The organism is Streptomyces alboniger (assembly GCF_008704395.1).
Classification (GTDB): Bacteria; Actinomycetota; Actinomycetes; order Streptomycetales; family Streptomycetaceae; genus Streptomyces; species Streptomyces alboniger.
Genome location: NZ_CP023695.1, coordinates 7777993 through 7795457 on the forward strand (window position 1 = coordinate 7777993; position 17465 = coordinate 7795457).

Annotated in this window: 11 protein-coding genes; 5 read left to right on the plus strand and 6 right to left on the minus strand. The window is 70.2% G+C overall.

Annotated features, from left to right (window positions below; translation table 11 throughout):
• Positions 1–96 precede the first annotated feature (96 nt).
• Both CP975_RS33970 and CP975_RS33975 read right to left on the minus strand, forming a co-directional pair.
• The gene (locus tag CP975_RS33970) at positions 97–1422 is read right to left on the minus strand and encodes a DUF3326 domain-containing protein (protein ID WP_055534079.1); all 1326 of its coding nucleotides are present in this window, start codon (positions 1420–1422) and stop codon (positions 97–99) included.
• Positions 1403–2632 carry a type III PLP-dependent enzyme domain-containing protein gene (locus CP975_RS33975; RefSeq protein WP_150477708.1) on the minus strand — a complete coding sequence of 410 codons (1230 nt, stop codon included), beginning with the start codon at positions 2630–2632 and terminating at the stop codon, positions 1403–1405. The genes CP975_RS33970 and CP975_RS33975 overlap by 20 nt, the downstream gene beginning before the upstream one ends.
• A gap of 564 nt (positions 2633–3196) precedes the next feature.
• Here CP975_RS33975 and CP975_RS33980 point away from each other — a divergent pair.
• Positions 3197–3532: an ArsR/SmtB family transcription factor gene (locus CP975_RS33980; RefSeq protein WP_055534077.1), complete on the plus strand. Its 336-nt coding sequence runs from the start codon at positions 3197–3199 to the stop codon at positions 3530–3532.
• Complete coding sequence (locus CP975_RS33985; protein WP_055534076.1) at positions 3533–4237, plus strand: cation efflux transmembrane domain-containing protein; 705 nt, start codon at positions 3533–3535, stop codon at positions 4235–4237.
• A gap of 260 nt (positions 4238–4497) precedes the next feature.
• Here CP975_RS33985 and CP975_RS33990 read toward each other — a convergent pair whose 3' ends face one another.
• Both CP975_RS33990 and CP975_RS33995 read right to left on the minus strand, forming a co-directional pair.
• Positions 4498–5058, minus strand: coding sequence for an isochorismatase family protein (locus CP975_RS33990; protein WP_055534075.1), 561 nt, complete (start codon positions 5056–5058; stop codon positions 4498–4500).
• Positions 5059–5400: 342 nt separating this feature from the next.
• A complete protein-coding gene (locus CP975_RS33995; protein ID WP_055534074.1) occupies positions 5401–5592 on the minus strand; it encodes a hypothetical protein in 192 nt (63 codons plus the stop codon).
• 151 nt (positions 5593–5743) lie between these two features.
• On the opposite strand from CP975_RS33995, the gene CP975_RS34000 reads away from it, so the two are divergent.
• Positions 5744–6409 carry an MSMEG_1061 family FMN-dependent PPOX-type flavoprotein gene (locus CP975_RS34000; RefSeq protein WP_055534073.1) on the plus strand — a complete coding sequence of 222 codons (666 nt, stop codon included), beginning with the start codon at positions 5744–5746 and terminating at the stop codon, positions 6407–6409.
• A gap of 82 nt (positions 6410–6491) precedes the next feature.
• On the opposite strand, the gene CP975_RS34005 is transcribed toward CP975_RS34000, so the two are convergent.
• Both CP975_RS34005 and CP975_RS34010 read right to left on the minus strand, forming a co-directional pair.
• A complete protein-coding gene (locus CP975_RS34005) occupies positions 6492–7769 on the minus strand; it encodes an MFS transporter (RefSeq protein WP_150477709.1) in 1278 nt (425 codons plus the stop codon).
• Positions 7770–7815: 46 nt separating this feature from the next.
• Positions 7816–9666: a RiPP maturation radical SAM C-methyltransferase gene (locus CP975_RS34010; RefSeq protein ID WP_281292900.1), complete on the minus strand. Its 1851-nt coding sequence runs from the start codon at positions 9664–9666 to the stop codon at positions 7816–7818.
• A gap of 301 nt (positions 9667–9967) precedes the next feature.
• On the opposite strand from CP975_RS34010, the gene CP975_RS34015 reads away from it, so the two are divergent.
• Together CP975_RS34015 and CP975_RS34020 are read left to right on the plus strand one after the other, a co-directional pair.
• The gene (locus CP975_RS34015; protein WP_167532780.1) at positions 9968–10249 is read left to right on the plus strand and encodes a phosphopantetheine-binding protein; all 282 of its coding nucleotides are present in this window, start codon (positions 9968–9970) and stop codon (positions 10247–10249) included.
• Between the two features lie 76 nt (positions 10250–10325).
• Positions 10326–17435 carry an amino acid adenylation domain-containing protein gene (locus tag CP975_RS34020; protein ID WP_055534068.1) on the plus strand — a complete coding sequence of 2370 codons (7110 nt, stop codon included), beginning with the start codon at positions 10326–10328 and terminating at the stop codon, positions 17433–17435.
• The last annotated feature ends 30 nt before the right edge of the window (positions 17436–17465 follow it).

Here is a 17465-nt window from a genome sequence, read left to right on the forward strand (position 1 = left end):
CACCGAGCCGGGATGGTGCATAGGGGCACGGACAGTGCTCTGGCAGGGCAGCCTTTGTACAAAGCGGGGGGGCAAGCTCCGCTGCGGCTGGCAGCGTCATCGCTCCGAAAGCTGTGTGACAGCGACGGGGCGGCGCAGGGCGTCGACGCTCAGACGCTCGCGCAGGGCGGTCAAGAGGCCCGCTGCTTCGAGGTAGTTGTCGACCAGATGGACCTCGGCGGGCCCATGGCCCTGGGCACCCAGGATGTCCTCGATGCGGAGAGAGCTGACGGTGTTGTTCTCGCGCACCAGGACGAGGGGGATGTTCTGGGCGAGGGCAGCGAACGCGGGGATGCCACCGACGGCACCGGCGGGGAGCACGAGCGCGCCGACGTCCTCGGGGGTGAGGCGAGTATCGCCGGGGAGCGTCGGACTGCCGGCGGGGGAGGGCTGGGGAGCGGCGGACAGACCTCGTAGGACCGAGCAGAGGAAGCTGGTGGAAATGACCTCTGCCCCGTCGCGGGGATCCACTACGCCGTCGGGAGGCACGAGGTCGGAGTGCGAGGTGAGCATGGGCGCGTGTGCGGCCGGAAGTCCGGTCATGGTGGTGACGGCGTGGGTGAGGACGGCTTCCACGCCGCCCCAGGGGTTGGCGACGCGCTTGCCCGCGTAGTACGCGCGGCGCACCTTCGGGCTGACGTCGATCTCGCTGGTGATGGCCAACGCATCGACGTGGTGCTCGGCTTCGAGGGCGATCTCCAGGATGTGGTCCATATGGGCGATGTTGCCCAGAGCCCGCCCGGAGGGGGTGTAGAACACCTCGGCGCGCAGGGACTGTTCGGACACCCACACCTGCTCGATGGTGAGTCCACCGACGGTGCGGCAGGCGTGGATGGCGTTCTGTACGTTGTCGAGGTACTCGGGGGCGTGGGGTTTGTCGATGAGCACGCCCAGGCGCCGGGTCTGGGCGGGACGCAGATGGATCTGCCCGAGGAGGAAGCGGCTGAGCAGATTGCCCTCCAGGTACAGCACGTTCTCTTTGCCCCAGTACAGGTCGGAGGCTGTGACGACGTTGGGGTGTGTGAGCAGGTAGTCACACGTGCTGGCCAAGAGGTTGGTGGCCGGGGTGGCGTCACCGGCGAATCCGCCGATCTCTGCTCGGATCCCGGTGGGCACGACGTGGAGCACGACGAAACGTCCCGTCCGCTCCGGGCGGCGGGGCTGGAAGTCCCATAGGGATCCCCACCTCTGGGTATCGGGCGCCGCCCCGCGCAGGCCGGTCACCTCAAAGGTGAGCTGCCCGTCGGCCTGTTCCGTCAGCGCGAGGCGCACGGGTATGGTCTGCGAGCCGTAGCGCGGGGCCAGGAGGTCGACGACTGCGGGCCACGTCAGCATCGCCTTCGTTTTCGGGACGACGATGGTGTCATGCTCGATCGTCAGCATCAGTGCTCCAGAGCGTGTGGTACTCGGCGAACGCGGATTTCCTCACCAAGGCCAAAGTCCCCGCCTCGGTGATCCGGTAGATGGACGGCAGCGGCACCCCGGTGAACTGAGTGGCGCGGGCGTGGGCGTATGCGCCCAGGCGGTGGAAGAACAGGGGCTGCCCGAGTTCCAGGGGACGGCGGAAGCGGTACCTGCCGAAAACGTCCCCCACATGGGGTGTGCAGCCCACGAGTTCGTACTCGTGGCGGCCGGCGCCGGTGACCTCGTTCCCCGGGGTGTACAGGTCGGGCTTCCAGCCGTACTCGATCGTCTCCGGTGCCTGCCCGGTGTGGGCGTCGAGCACCGCGACCTTCCCCTTTCCCGCGTCCACGATGTCGATGATCCGTGCTGTCAGGACCCCCGCCTCGCTGACGATCCCGGTGCCCGGCTCGGTGAAGATGCGCCGCACGCCGCAGGCGCGGAGTTGCTCGACCGCGGCCCGGAAGTGCTCAGCGCCCTTCACGGCCGCCGGTCGTAGCCACCCGCCGCCGACATTGACGTAGGTCAGGCGGGATAGGAGCGGGGCGGCCACTCGCGCCAGCCACTTCACACTGGACGCGGCTGCGGCGTAGGCGGGGGATTCACAGCCGATGTGAAAATGCAGACCGTCAATGACCGGGCCGCCTCCCTCGGCAACCCACGCCTCGAACGCCTTTGGGGGGACACCGAGCTTCGACCCGGGGCGGGCCGGGTCGTAGCGCGCGTCCTTGGAAGCCGAACGGCCGGTGTTCACCCGCAGGCCCATCGAAGCCCCGTGGTGTGCGGCTTGCCGGTACGCCCGTCTGAGCATCGGTAGGGAATTGACGTTGATGAAATCCGCCAGCTCGCTGACCGTCTCCAAGTTGCCGGCACTCAAGCCCGGGGTGGTGCAGTGCAACGCCACCGATGGGCCCACCCATTCCCGGACCAGTCTCGCCTCGCCGGGAGAGCTGACATCGATACCAGCGGTGCGGCGAGCACAGGCACGCACGACAAAATCGAACGTACAGGGTTTGGCTGAATACAATAACTCAACGCCGAGTGGATCAAGAAAAGCGCGATATTCCGTAAGGCTGGCCTCCAGCACGGCATCGATATAGGTGAGCGATGGAGTCTCAACACGACCTATATGCGGGAGCAGACACTTTTCTAGGAGCAGGTTGATGTCCTTGACGCGTTCTGCCTCACTCACTCCAATCCTGATCACACCGACACCGCCCTCCGCAGCCAGACGGCGCCCGCCGCCCTTCCGCTACGCGTGGACACGGCACCCCGGGCTCCTCTGCACAGCGGCGACGGGAGCGGCGGCAGTGGCGGCAACAGTCGCCAGGCCGGCAGCAGATGCGCGCATGATCCAGTACCCCTTCAGGCGAAGGCCAGAAAACGCAGAACGCGATGCGGCAGCCCGCCCCGAGCCATGGCTCCCAGGAGACGCCCGTCGGCAGACGCACGTTCATTCAGACATGCCTGAATACCCGGCGCGCGCCGCAAGAGGTCATACGGGTTAGCGCCGCCGACCGCGCCGACGGACTGCGCCTGCCGCTGCTCACTCAGCCCGCCGACCGCATCACCCTCTTCACGACCGAGCACGTCACGACGACGGGGACAAGGTCGCCCTGCGGCTCGGCCGGAAGCCCGTCGCCAACCGGCACCGCGACCGCGGAGCTTCAGCGCCGACTGCGCCGCCGAGATCAGCCGTCGCCGAACCAGACGATTCATCCTTTCCTGAATTCACTGATGCGTGTACTGTCGGAGCGTGCTGACTCTCGCTGCCGACATCGAAGTCCTGGCGCGGTTCGGTCGCGCCCTCGCCGACCCCATCCGCTGCCGGATCCTGCTCGCCTTGCGCGAAGCGCCCGCCTACCCGGCCGACCTCGCCGAGGCTCTGGAAATCTCCCGCACCCGGACGTCCAACCATCTGGCGTGCCTGCGCGACTGCGGCCTGGTCGTCACCGTGCCCGACGGCCGCCGCACCCGCTACGAGCTCGCCGACGAACGCCTCGCCCACGCCCTGGACGACCTGCGCACGGCGGTCGTCGCCGTCGAGGCAGACCGCACCTGCGCGGACGCGGACGACAAGGGGTGCTGCTGAATGACCGCGATGTCCCTCGGTCCGAGCCCGGCCCGCCGGGACGCGCTGGCCCGGCGAATACGTCTGCTGGTCGCGGCGACCATCACCTACAACGTCATCGAGGCCATCTGCGCGATCACCGCCGGGACCATCGCCTCCTCCACCGCGCTGATCGGCTTCGGACTCGACTCCGTCGTCGAGGTCTCCTCCGCCGCGGCCGTCGCCTGGCAGTTCTCCGCCCACGACCACGCCGCCCGGGAAGCCCGGGAGAAGCGCACGCTGCGGATCATCGCCCTCTCCTTCTTCGCGCTCGCGCTCTACGTCACCGTCGACTCCGTGCGCGCTCTGACCGGCAACGGCGAAGCTGAACACTCGCTCCCAGGCATCGTGCTCGCCGCTCTGTCCCTCGCGGTCATGCCCTTCCTGTCCGCGGCCCAGCGCAAGGCCGGCCGTGAACTCGGCTCCGCCTCCGCCGTCGCCGACTCCAAGCAGACTCTGCTCTGCACCTACCTCTCCGCCGTGCTCCTGGTCGGCCTGCTGGCCAACCTGTTGCTGGGTTGGTCCTGGGCCGACCCGGTCGCCGCCCTCGTCATCGCGGCCATCGCCGTCAAGGAAGGCCGGGACGCCTGGCAGGGCAAGGGCTGCTGCGCGCCGACTGTCGATCACACGACCACCAAGGGCGAGGCAGACGCGTGCGGATGCGCCGAGGGCTGCCGCTGCTGCTGAGTGCCCCCGCGTTGTCCGCTCGCCTGAGCCACGGCTGGCCCGTCAGTCGTTACCGCCGGCCGCAATGTAGGGAGACTGGAACATGTCGTCCGTCCGTTCCTTGTGCTTTGTGACGACGTATGCAGTGATGGCAATGGTTTTGCGGAAGTTCCCTGCGGGAGTGAACTCCGCAGTCGTGTGACTGAGCGGCAGAGTTGGCCCGTGAGCGTTCGCGGTGGCCAGTGAGCGTAGCGGCTGGCCCACAGGGTGCAATTCAGCCGTCAGGATGTGCCGCCGAAGACGACGTCCTTGGTCTCGACTGTCCCAGCCGTCCGGCCTGGCGCCGTCTGGTAGGTCCAGTACAGGTTCGTGTGCGCGATGACTTGGTCCGGCTGCGGCGCACCCCATGCCGTCTTGTCGCTCGTCGTGTGGGCGTCGCTGACCAGGGTCGCGTCGTATCCCCTGGCGAACGCGCCGTGGAGCGTCGAGCGGATGCAGGCGTCGGTCTCCGCACCGACGACGACGAGGCGCCCCACGCCGAGCCCCGACAGCACGGTTTCCAGAGTGGTGTCCTCGAAGGAGTCGCCGTAGCTCTTCTCGACGAGCGGCTCGGCGTCCTCTGGAGTGAGTTCCGGGACGATCCGCCAGTCGTCGCTCCCCCTCGTGAGCTCCTCGTCGGAGTGTTGGACCCAGACGACCGGGACCTCTTCCCGCCGCGCCTGCTCGACGAGGCTGGCGACGTTCGCGACGACCACGTCGCGCTGGTGGGCCCCTTCGACGACTCCCTTCTGCACGTCGACGACAAGGAGCACGGTGTTCGGCCGGTTCTCCAGTATGGTCATGATCTCCCTCTATTTGCGCTGGACTCGTGTATCTACGCACGGTAGCCCCAGCCGCCGACAGGGGGCCGGCCGTCGATCAGCGCCGCAGCCCCGGCAGCAGCACGAGGAAGTCCGATATGTCAGCCCGGGGCGATGCCGCTGTCCCGCCCTCGAGGTGAACCCGCAAACCGGGACCGACGCCAGTGCCGGGAAACCGGCCAGATCCACGGCCGGCCAACCTGGCCCGCCGTACCGCTTCTTCCGCAAACCACGCAGATGAGCAAGGCGACCTCTGCCCTGCGGGCCAACCACGACGCTCACCCGGGTCAACTCAAGCGCTCACGGGCCAACCCAGCCGCTCAGTCACAAGTCGCCGAAGACCTCGTCGGGCTGTCCGCCGTACACCTCGTTGGCCCGTTGGACCACCCACACCGCACCGCCGACCACAGCGATCAGCGCTGCCAGTGCCGCCAGCAACCTCTCGGCCGTCTTCCACTTCCGCCCACGCTGCCCGGTCTCCGGGGCATTCGTCCCGTGCCGTCGCTGGAGAGTCATGTACTCCGACCGCCCGGGAGGGCCTGCGCGCGAGGCTCGCCAGCGGCATCCCTGGAAGAGCGCACAGCGGGTCACCCGGCCCGATCGGTCAACGCGGGCGAGATCACCCGTTGACCCGCGCACTACGCGGTCATCTTTTAGGGTCATCCGTATGATGATCGACACTGGGGTCGCCGGCTCGCTCTTCGAATCCCTCCAGGCGGACGCCCTCACCAGACCGGACCAGCTGCGCGAGTTCTACCCGCAGCCGAACCCGCACGCGCTCCGCAAGGAGATCGACCACCTGACCGAGGAGGCCCGGGCTCTGATCGGCTGTTCCTCGCTGATGTTCATCGGCAGTGCGGACGCCGAGGGGCGGGCGGACGTGACGCCGCGTGGCGGACCGGCCGGGTTCGTCTCGGTGCTCGACGAGCGGACCTTGGCCATACCCGACGCGACCGGGAACAAGCGTCTCGACACCCTGCACAACGTGTTGCAGACCGGACGCGTCGGACTGCTCTTCCTCATTCCCGGCCGCCCGACCACGTTGCGAGTCAATGGCCGCGCCTGCGTCTCAGCACGCCCGGAGCTGCTCGACCAACTCACGGCCGTCGGAAAGCCGCCGGTCACGGCGATTGTGGTGCATGTCGAGGAGGTCTACCCCCACTGCCCGAAGTCGCTGATGCGCGGCAACGCCTGGCAACCGGAGCGGTGGGTGCCTGCTGAGGCCCAGCCGTCCAGCGCCGAGGTGACGCTGGCCCAACTGAACCTGCCCGGCCTCACCGTCGACCAGATCGAGGAAGCCGAACGGGAGTCACTTCGCCTGCGTTACGAGTGAAGTCGGCAGACCCGTCGGGTTGAGCCCTCTCAAGGCCCTCAAGGCCAGGGCCCCTGGGTGGCCGCACACCGCCGGTCCCGGCTCACCGGACGGCTTGCGCGGCGCCCAGCCGCAGTAGGGGCCTCGCGCTGATCGCGGTCAGCGCGAGGATTCCGACGCCGGAGACCAGCATCGGAACGTTGATCTCCGTGAACTGGGCGACGACACCGGCGGTGATCGCGCCGAACGGCGACACGCACACCGACAGGAGGCGGAACACGCCGTTCACGCGCCCCAGAATGTCCTGCGGAATGGTCGCCTGGCGGAACGCCGTGATCAGCGTCTGCCAGGTCGCGATGCCGAAGCCGACCGCCCCGAAGGAGATCGCGGCGACCGCCGGCGTCCGGGTTCCGCCGAGCAGCAGACAGGCGACGCCCATGACGGCGAGCGCCGTCAGGGCTCCGGGCAGTACGCCGATCCTGCGCCGCACCCAGTCGCTGCTGAGCCCGCCGACCACACCGCCGAGCGCGTTCGCGGCGAGGAAGAAGCCGTACGCGCTCTCCGGGAGGTCCAGCCACTGGACGACGTAGAGGACCATCAGCACACCGAGGCTCATGGTGAAGAAGTTCAGGGTGCCGAGGACCACCGCCAGCCGGATCAGCAGCCTGTCCTCCCGCAGATAGCGCATGCCCTCGCGGATCATCTGCCACCAGCTGGTCCGCGGCCCGGCCGGATCGGTCCGCGCCGTGCGCAGCACCGGGAACAGCAGCAGCAGGACGCCGAGCAGGAACGAGACGCCGTCGAGGATGAAGGGCGCCGCCGCGGCGAACGCGAACAGTACACCGCCCAGCGGCTGGCCGACGCTGTCCCGGAGCACCACCTGCACCGCGTGCAGCCGGCCGTTGGACGTGGTCAGCCGGTCGGGCGGTACGACCTTGGGCAGAAAGGCCTGGGCGGTGACGAGGAAGACGGACTCGCCCATGCCGAGCACCGCCGCGGCGATGTAGACGAAGAGCAGGTTGAGCGAGTCGGTCACCACACCGACGGCGATCAGCGCGACGACGACGAACCGCGCCAGGTCGATGGCGATCAGCAGGGCCCGCCGGTCGAAGATGTCGGCCCACACGCCGCCGATCGGCGCCATCATCATCCCGAACGCGGTGACGATGGTGGTCAGCGACAGCAGCACCGGGTTGTCGGTGAAGGAGAGGGCAAGCAGCGGAAGCGCGGTGTTGCGTACGCCGTCGCCGAGAGCGGATACGGCGCTCGCCAGCCAGAGGCGGCCGAAGTGCGGCCAGGCCACGCCCGGCGCTGAGGCGGAGGGTACCGGAGCTTCCTTCTGCGGGGCTCGCTCCGGCCCGCCCGTGCTGCTCGCTTCCATCACCCTCGCCTCGTCGCCGCGTCACGCCTGTGGTCCACCGGCTCCTCTAGCCGACGGCATCGACGCCCGTGACCAGGCTGAGCAGGCGTCCCTCCTCCTCGAACAGGATGCGGTGGTCGTGGAACAGTTCCAACGTCCGGGTGAGGTCGGCCTCGCTCATGCCCTCCGGAGCGGTCAACTGGTCGCGGCGACGGGGTGAGTTGAGCGTACGGAGCAGACGCAGCGTGTGCGCGTCGACCAGGATCCTCCGCGGCTCGCCGAACCGGGTGTCCTCGATGTGGTACGCGTCGCCGTCCCGGATCAGTTCCAGGCGGGGCCGCTCGGCGTCGTCCTTCCAGTGGGTCTGCCATGCGGCCACCACCCTCTGGAGGGTGGGGTACCACTTCAGCGCGGGCAGGGCGTACGGCGCCGCCCCATGGTCGGTGAAGAAGTAGGCCAGCTGGTCCAGCTGCTGCGGCTCGAAGGGGAAGACCAGCGGATAGAAGTCCATCGGACGCAGGTCGAGGCCGTACTTGACCCGCTCGTTGAAGTAGGGGCTGAACCGGTCGAAGCGGATGAAGAAGGCGCCGGTCGGAGGGGTGAGATGGGCCAGGAGCGGAAAGTCCCGCTCGTACTTGGCGTACATCTCCTCGGGCTCGCGGGGGGCGCCGACGAGGAGGTTCCACTCCGGGTGGATGCCGTACTGGAGGCAGAGCTTCATGAACTGAAGGCTCTGGAAGGCCGTGGTGCCCTTGCCGAGCAGCTTGAGCATCTCGCTGTTGACGGCCTCGATCCCGGCCTGGACGCGGTTGACCCGGGCCTTGGCGAGCGCCTGCACGTGGGGCACGCTCAGCGGGAGTTTGATCTCGTAGAAGATGGACGCGTCGTCGGGGGCGTCGACCCTCGGGAACACCTCCGCCGGGTAGTTCCTCGGGAGGATGTAGTCGGTGCACATGTAGTTCTTGAACTGCGGGTGGAAGTCGAAGAGCCACTCGAACTGCCGGACCGCCAGGTCGGGGTCCATCTGCCGGAACCCGATGGTCTCGTCGTTGAGCCCGCAGAACGAGCAGTGGCTGCGCGCCCCCCACCAGCATCCGCGCGAGGTCTCGAAGAACAGGGTGGGTTCGAGCTTCCCCTCCGCGATGGTTTCCTCGGCGTCGCGCATGGCGGCGGCGAAGCCGTCGTAGTCGAGCGGCACGTAGTCGTTGATGTCCCGGTCCCGGCCCACGCTCAGCCGGACCTGCGGAGACATGCAGTTGTCGCGGCTGATGACGCCCCGGATGCCGGAGATCTCGTCTCTCGTGCCGGCCAGCATGTGATCGAGGAAGGCCGCGAAGCTGACCAGGCTCGGCCCGGAGAACACGTAGTCCAGATAGGGCACTTCGGACGCGAGGACGGCACCCATCGAGGTCTCGCAGTTCGACCCGCCGAGGAGGATCACCGCTTCGGGGTTGCGGTCCTTGACCATCTTGGCGAGGGCGAGGGCCGGCACCGTCTGCGCGAACATCGAGGTGAGCCCGACGACGTCCGCGGACGCGAGGTCGTAGCGGTCGATGAGATCGGCCAGAAACTCCTCGACGCCGTCGCGGTAACGCAACAGGTCTTCTCTGAACCCCTCTTGCGCCGGCTCGCGGTAGTAGCGGCTGAAGTACGTGTCGGTGTTGTCCGGTTCGTCAGGGAAGGCGATGTGCCGGAAAAGCCATTCCCCCACCCCGCTGTAGAGGTGGGTCATGTCGCCGGAGATCTCCTCGTACGTGGCGACACCGAAGTACTTCGTGAAGTCGACGTTGGGGTAGTGGACCTCGGCGGTGACCCGGTCGGCGTACTCCTGGCCGACCAGGCCCGCGAGTTGGCTGAGGGCGAACGACGGGCGGTTCCAGTCGGCGAAAGGCATATTGACCAGGGCAACGCGAAGCACAGGGAAACCTCTCGGAAGGGGGCGGCTCTCGAGGGACGCTCCACGTGAGGCGCCGAAGGGCGCAACGTCGGCCGGTGCCGACAGTTGACCCTGATCCCCCCGTGCAGCCGAGTCGGCTGATTGAGGCTATGCACAGCCCCTCCGGCCGGTCAAGGCTCTTATGGACAGGGAAAGTTGAGCTGCCGAGGTTCGTTGAAATGATCTCCACGCCGTACGGCATCGTGACGTACGATGCCTCCGGTACCCGGATGCCACCGCAGGGCCGCCGGGCGGGACTGGCCAACTCATGGGGGAGAGCTTCGTGTTGAACGCCGAGAGCGATGAGCCGACACCGACCGAAGCGCGTGTGACGGCCATCTGGGCCGAGGTGCTGCAACACGACGCGTTCGGCCCCGACGACAACTTCTTCGCCGTCGGCGGGCACTCCATGACCGCCACACTGGTGACGTATCAGCTGCGGGACGAATGGGGTGTCGAGTTCCCCCTCACGCTCATCTTCGAGCACTCCACGGTCCGTGAACTCGCGTCGATGATCGACCGCGCCAAGGCCGAGGCCGTCGACTCCGACACCGTGACCGGCTGACCCCTGGAAGGCGCCTCGTCGGGTTCGTGCCGCCGGCGCGGACCCGCGCTGATCCCTGCGCGAAGGAAGTGGCCCGATGCACCCGGAGCTGACCCTCGAACACCGGCGCGCGCGATTCCTGGAGCGGATCCGTCTCGCCGCCGCCGGATCCGGCCGGCCCGCGGAGCGGCCCCGGCCGGCCCCCGCGCCGCAGGCTCTTCCCACGGCGCTGCCCCGGGCCGTAGCCACCGGACCGGCCGCCCCGCCCGACCGCCGGACCATCGTCCGCCCCCTCGGCGAGGCAGCCGTCAAGGCCCTGCACGACTGCGCCGCGCGGGGCCGCGTGACCGTCGAATCCGTCCTGTCGGCCGCGCTGCTCGCCTCCGTGGCGCTGTACTGCGCGGAGTCGGACCTGCTCGTCGCCGTCGACGACGGCGAGAGCGGCCCGCGACAACTCGCCCTGCCCGTCGACACGGCCGGAACACTGTCCCACCTCGCCCTCAGCACTGACCGTGCGCTCGGCGCGGCTCTGGCCACGGGCGCGCGGCCACCGGCCGGTACGGTGCCGCCTCTGATGCTGCGCATCGTGCGCGGCGGCCCCGACACCAGCACCGAGACCGGCTCCAGCTCCAGTGTGGGAGACGTCCACCTGACGCTCTCCACCACCGGTACCGTGACCGCTGCATACGACCCCGACCGCCACGAGACGGAGCTGATCGAGGGGGTCATGCGGAGCGCGGAGATCATCCTGGAAACCTCCCTCACCGTCCCGGACGCCCCGCTGTCCGCGCTGCGCCCGCTGTCCGACGACGAGCTGCGCAAGGTCACCGAGGAGCCCAACCGCACCGCGCGCCCACGCCGCCCCGGCACCCTCACCGACGCCTTCGACGACGCTCGGCGGAAGTTCGCCGACCGGACCGCGCTGGTGGACGCGGCGGGCACCCTCACCTACCGCAGGACCGCCGAGGAGGCCGCGCGGATCGGACACCGGCTGCGCGCCGCCGGGGCAGGGCCCGAGGATCTCGTGGCCGTCCTGGTCTCCCGCGACGACAAGCGCTGGGTCCTGGCCTGCCTCGGCGCGCTGCACGCGGGCGCCGCCTGGCTGCCGATCGACCCGGCCGTGCCGCCCGCCCGGTTGGAGACGCTGCTGCGCGGCGCCGGCGTCACGGCGGTCGTCACCGACGCCACACAGCGCGGGCGGGTGCCCTCCGGCGCGTGGGGCCTGATCGACCTGGACGACGAGGATCGCCTGGACGACGAGGATCGCGACGGCGTCCCCGCCGACGAGGCGGTGTGGGCCCCCGCACCCACAGACCCGCGCCGACTCGCGTACGCGATGTACACCTCGGGCAGTACCGGCGCGCCCCGCGCGGTCCTCGTGGAGCACGACAGCACGCTCAACTTCGTCGCGTCCCTTCAGCGGCTCTTCGAACTGACCCCGGACGACCGTATGTTGCAGTACGCCTCGCCCGGATTCGACGTATCGGTCTTCGAGATCTTCTGCGCGCTGCTCAGCGGCTCCTCGCTGCACATGATCGGCGACGACGACCGCCGTTCGGTCGAGGGGCTGACCCGCGCGCTCACCGAGGGCGGCATCACTGTGGCCGAACTCCCTCCCGCGCTACTGGAGTTGATGGAGCCGGAGCGCGTTCCGCGGCTGCGGCTCGTCTCGGTGGGTGGTGAACCCTTCTCCGGCGAACTCACCACCCGCTGGTCCAAGGACCGCCGGTTCGTCAACGGCTACGGGACGACAGAGACCACCATCGGCGTCATCTACAAGGAATGCGCCGGCCAGTGGCGGTCCGCGCCGCCCATCGGCCTCCCCGTCGACAACCACCAGGCCTACATCCTCGACGACGAGCTGCGGCCCGTACCGCCTTGCGCGGTGGGCGAGTTGTTCGTCGGCGGCGCCGGTGTGGCCCGCGGATATCTGGGCCAGGCCGCGCGTACCGCGGAACGTTTCCTGCCCGACCCGTTCCGGCCCGGCGGCCGCCTCTACCGCACCGGGGATCTCGCCCGCTGGTCGGCGGACGGCGACATCGTCTTCCTCGGCCGCCGGGACCGGCAGGTCAAGGTCCGCGGACAGCGCGTCGAGCTGGGGGAGATCGAGGCCGCGCTCACCGGGCTGTCCGAGGTCTCCGCCGCCGTGGTCGCCGACCTCGACGCCACGCTCGTGGGCTTCGTCGTCCCCGCTCCCGGCCGGCGGCCCGACCTCGACGGTGTCCGCCGGCACCTCACGGGAACGCTGCCGTCGTACATGGTTCCCGCGCTGCTGACCACCGTGGAGCAGATACCGATCACCGCTTCCGGCAAGGTCGACCTGGCCGCGCTTGCGGCACTGCGCCCCGCCGCACCGAGCCGGGCCGACGACCCTGTGCCGGAAGGCGGACGCGACGGTTCCGGCGAGGAGGAGGGTGCGGCGGAGTCACCGCGGGCCGGCCTCGTACGACGTATCGCCGAGGAGGGCTGCGCCACCCTGCTGCCCGGCGCGCGCATCACCGCCGGGACCAACTTCTTCGCCACCGGCGGCGACAGCATCCGCGCGATCCGGCTGCTGTCCTGGGTGCGCGAGGTCTTCGGGGCGGAGATACCGATGAGCCGGTTCTTCCGGAACCCCACCCCCGGCGCCCTCGCGGAGGCGATCGAGCGACACCGGGCCGACCCCGGCGGCACGGCCACGGGCTCCTCCCGGGCGCCTGCCCCCGTCATGGCCGCGGGCGACGAGGGGGAGGCCCCGCTGTCCTCCTCGCAGCAACGGCTCTGGTTCCTCGACCAGTTGCGGCCCGGCGATCCCTCGTACAACGTCCTCGAAGTGTTCCTGCTGCGTGGGGAATTGGACGACGGCGCGCTGGACAGCGCCCTGCACGAACTGTCCGTACGCCACGAGATGCTGCGCACCCGCTACGTGGCGACCGGCGGCGTGCCCCGCCAGGTGGTCGACCCGGAGCCGACGGCGCGGCTCGCCCGCGTGGATCTGAGCGGGGCGCCCGCGGCGGACCTCGACGCGCTGCTCGCCGCGGAGGCCGCGCAGCCGTTCGACCTGGCCGTCGGCCCCCTCGTCCGGGTCACGCTCGTGCGCCGTGGCCCGCGCGAACACGTCCTCGCCTGGGTCGTCCACCACATGGTCGCCGACGGGCGCTCGACCGAGGTGCTCTTCGGCGAACTCAGCTCGCTGTACGGCTCGTTCCGCCGCGGCCTGTCACCCGACCTGCCTCCGGTGACGCTGACCTTCCGGGACTACGCGGGGCGGCAGCGTGCCTCACTGGGCGACGACACCCATCGCGAGGGCCTCGCCTACTGGCGCAGGCAGCTCGCCGGAGTGCCCGCCCAGGTGGAGCTGCCCACCGACCGATCGCGCCCGGCGGAGCCCACCACCAAGGGCGGCACCCTCTACTTCGACCTGCCGCCAGGGACGGGGGACCGGCTCGCCGCGTTCGCCGGCCGTGCGGGCGTCACGCCGTTCATGACGCTCCTCACGGCCTTCTTCGCGCAGCTCTCCCGGTACGGGCGCGACAAGGACCTCGTCGTCGGCACGCCGTTCGCCAACCGCAACCGGCGCGATGTCGAGGACCTGGTCGGTTTCCTGGTCAACACCGTGCCGCTGCGCGCCGACTGCTCGGGCGACCCGCCCTTCACGGCCCTGCTCCAGCAGGTGACCGGGATGACACTGGCTGCGGGTGACCACTCCGAGGTGCCGTTCGAGGATCTGGTGAGCGGCCTCGGCGTGCGGCGCGACCTCGGCGTCAATCCGCTGGTACAGGTGATGTTCCAGGTGATCGACGCCCCGGAGGACCAGCTGTGCCTGGACGGCGTCGAGACCACCAAGATCCCTGTGGAGGAGCGGGCCGCCGCCTTCGACCTCGTCCTGGAGCTGCGGACCGGGCGGGACGGACGCCTCACCGGACGCCTCAACTACAGCACCGACCTCTTCGACCGCGAGACGGCGGCCCGCATGGCCGGGCACTACCGGCAGATCCTCTGCTCGGCGCTCGCCGACCCGCAGCGGCGCCTGTCCCGGCTCGACCTGCTCGACCCCGATGAGCGGCGCCGGCTGCTCGGCACCTTCGACGAGGCCGTCACGACGCCGGTGGACACCATCACCGCGCTCGTCGAACGGCAGGCCGCGCAGCGCGGGGACGCCGTCGCCGTGACGGAAGCCGACGGGCAGCTCAGTTACGGGGAGCTGAACACCGCCGCCAACCGGCTCGCCCACCATCTGAAGGGCCTCGGCGTCGGCCCCGACGTCCTCGTCGCGCTCTGCCTGCCGCCGAGCGCCGACCTGATCACCGCCATGCTCGGGGTGCTGAAGGCCGGCGGGGCGTACCTCCCGATCGACCCCGGGCACCCCGCCGAACGCGTCCGTCTGCTGCTCGCCGACTGCGGCGTCGGCGTCGCGGTGAGCCGCGGGGACGTACGGGACAGACTGCCGGAGGGCCTGGCCCACCGCGTCGACCTGGACGACGACCGCGCCCGCCTCGACGCCTGCCCGACCGAGAACCCGCCGGGACCCGATCCGCGGGACCTCGCGTACGTCATCCACACCTCGGGCTCGACCGGCCGGCCCAAGGGCGTCGCCGTCCCGCATCACGCGCTCGCGCGGCTCGTGCTGGGCTGCGACCAGTCCCCGGTCGGTCCGGACGACACCTTCCTCATGGTGCATCCGCCGAGCTTCGACGCGTCGAACCTGGAGATCTGGCTGCCCCTGGCGCACGGCGCGTCCACCGTCGCTCCCCCCGAGCGGCTGGTCGACCCGGTCGAGCTGGGGGATGCCATCCGCCGCCACGGCGTGAGCGTGCTGTGGCTGTCCGCCCCGCTGGCGCAGATGACCGTCGACACGGACGCCCGACTCCTCGCGGGCGTACGGCAATTGGGCATTGGCGGACAGGCGCCGTCCGTACCGCATGTGCGCCGGCTCATGCGCGAGCTGCCCGAACTGCGGGTCCTGAACTGTTACGGCCCCACCGAGTCCGCGACCAACACCACCCTGCACCACCTCGCCCACGAACCGGCCGAGGACGTCACCTCCATACCGATGGGCCGCCCGATCGGCGACACCCGGGTGTACGTGGTGGGTGTGCACGGGGAGCCGGTGCCCGTAGGCGTGCCGGGCGAACTGTGGATCGGCGGGCGCGGTCTGGCCCGCGGCTATCTCGGCGCACCCGCCCTGACCGCCGAGCGTTTCGTCCCTGACCCCTTCGGGCCCGTCGGGCAGCGCGTCTACCGCACGGGCGACATCGTCCGCCGACTGCCGGACGGCACCCTGGACTTCCTCGGCCGCGACGACGACCAGGTCAAGATCCGCGGGCACCGCATCGAACTGGGCGAGGTCGCCACGGTCGTCCGCGGGCACGCCGGCGTACGGGACGCCCACGTGCGGCGCCACGGTACGGCCGGAGCGGCGGAACTGGCCGCGTACGTCGTCCCCCACACGCCCGGCCTCGACACCGAGGACCTCTTCCGCCATCTGCGGCAGCGCCTGCCCGACTACATGGTCCCCGCGACCGTCACCGAGCTGGCCGAGCTGCCGGTGTCGTCCAACGGCAAGGTGGATCCGGCACGATTGCCCGAGCCACGGCGTCCGCGGGAGGGAGCCGGCGGCGGCCGGGCACCGCGCAGCGGCGTCGAGAAGGCCGTCCACGCGGTGTGGGCGGACGTTCTCGGACGCGACTCCTTCGGCGTCGACGACGACTTCTTCGTGATCGGCGGCAATTCCTACCAGGCGGCTCAGGTCGTCGCCCGGCTGCGCGCGGAGCTGGGCGCCGACCTCTCGCTCCGTACGCTCTTCGAGCACCGGCGGGTCGCGGAGCTGGCGGCCGCCGTGGCAGCGGCGGATCCCGGCCCGGCCGGCACCGGCACCCCGGTGCGCCGGGGGCCGGACGGCGCCCCCGCTCCGCTCTCGGTCGAGCAGCAGCGCCTGTGGTTCCTCGACCAGCTGCACCCGGGCGGCGCCGACTACAACGTGCCCGTGAACCTGTGGCTGCGGGGCGAACTCGACACCGATGCCCTGCGCGCGGCACTGCGCGAGGTGGTGGCGCGTCACGAGGTGCTGCGCTCCCGGTTCACGCTGGGCCCGGACCGTCTGCCCATGCAGACGGTGCAGCCCCCCGACGTCTTCGACCTGACCGTGACCGATCTGTCGCGGCAGTCCGCTCCGCAGGCGCGGTCCGCGGCCGAGAAGGCCGCGGCCGAGGCGGCACGGCTGCCGTTCCGGCTCGACCAGGGGCCGCTGATCCGCGCCCAGGTACTCCGTGTCACGGCCGAGGAGCATCTGCTGTCGCTCGTGGCGCACCACGCGGCCGTCGACGCCGAGTCGTTCCGGCTGCTGCTCGCCGAGACGGGGCGCCTGTACGGGGCGTACGTGGACGGCCGGGCGGAGCGTCTGGACACGCTGCCCGTTCAGTACGCCGACTACGCGCGCCGACAGCGGCAGCGGCTGCCCGAGGTCGAGGACGCCGACCTCGGATACTGGCGGGACCAGCTGCGGGACCTGCCCGCCCTGGAGCTGCCCACCGACAGGACCCGGCCGCGGATACGCAGCGCGGTGGGCGGCAGGCACCGGGCCGGTCTCCTCGGCCCCGCGGACACGGCGCGCCTCGGCGAGGTGGCACGGGCGCACGGCGCCACCGACTTCATGGTGCTGCTCGCCGCGGCGCAGACAACGCTCGGCCGGCTCAGCGGGCAGCAGGACTTCGGCATCGGCACGCCGGTGTCGCAGCGCTCGCGGCCCGAACTGGCCCCGCTGGTCGGATTCTTCGTCAATACGCTGGTCCTGCGGGCCGATCTGTCGGGTGACCCCTCGTTCACCGAGCTGCTCGCCCGGACGCGCGAGACCGCCCTGGCCGGATACATCCACCAGGAGCTGCCGTTCGACAGAATCGTGGAGGAACTCCTGCCGTCCCGCACGCTCGGCCGCACCCCGCTCTTCGACGTGGTCTTCCATGTGGACGACACGACGAGCGCGCTGCCGGACATCCCGGGGCTCGTGACAGAAGTGACCGACGTCGACACCGGAACGGCCAAGTTCGACCTGGACATCGCGGTCACCCGGCAGGGCGACACGCTGTCCTGCACGGTCGAGTTCAGCACGGACCTCTTCACGGCTTCGTCCGCGGGACGCCTGGTGGACGCCTTCCGGCAGACACTGCGGGCGGCCCTGGCCGACCCACGACGCCACCTGTCGGAACTGGGCGACGGCGGCACGCCCTGACGTGACGGACTCGTACGGAACGGAAGTGCA

Bases quoted from the DNA above. Each gene is read 5' to 3' on its own strand.
- CP975_RS33970 (WP_055534079.1), bottom strand. From the start codon at position 1,422: ATGCTGACGATCGAGCATGACACCATCGTCGTCCCGAAAACGAAGGCG.
- CP975_RS33985 (WP_055534076.1), top strand. From the start codon at position 3,533: ATGACCGCGATGTCCCTCGGTCCGAGCCCGGCCCGCCGGGACGCGCTG.
- CP975_RS33990 (WP_055534075.1), bottom strand. From the start codon at position 5,058: ATGACCATACTGGAGAACCGGCCGAACACCGTGCTCCTTGTCGTCGAC.
- CP975_RS33995 (WP_055534074.1), bottom strand. From the start codon at position 5,592: ATGACTCTCCAGCGACGGCACGGGACGAATGCCCCGGAGACCGGGCAG.
- CP975_RS34000 (WP_055534073.1), top strand. From the start codon at position 5,744: ATGATGATCGACACTGGGGTCGCCGGCTCGCTCTTCGAATCCCTCCAG.
- CP975_RS34005 (WP_150477709.1), bottom strand. From the start codon at position 7,769: ATGGAAGCGAGCAGCACGGGCGGGCCGGAGCGAGCCCCGCAGAAGGAA.
- CP975_RS34020 (WP_055534068.1), top strand. From the start codon at position 10,326: ATGCACCCGGAGCTGACCCTCGAACACCGGCGCGCGCGATTCCTGGAG.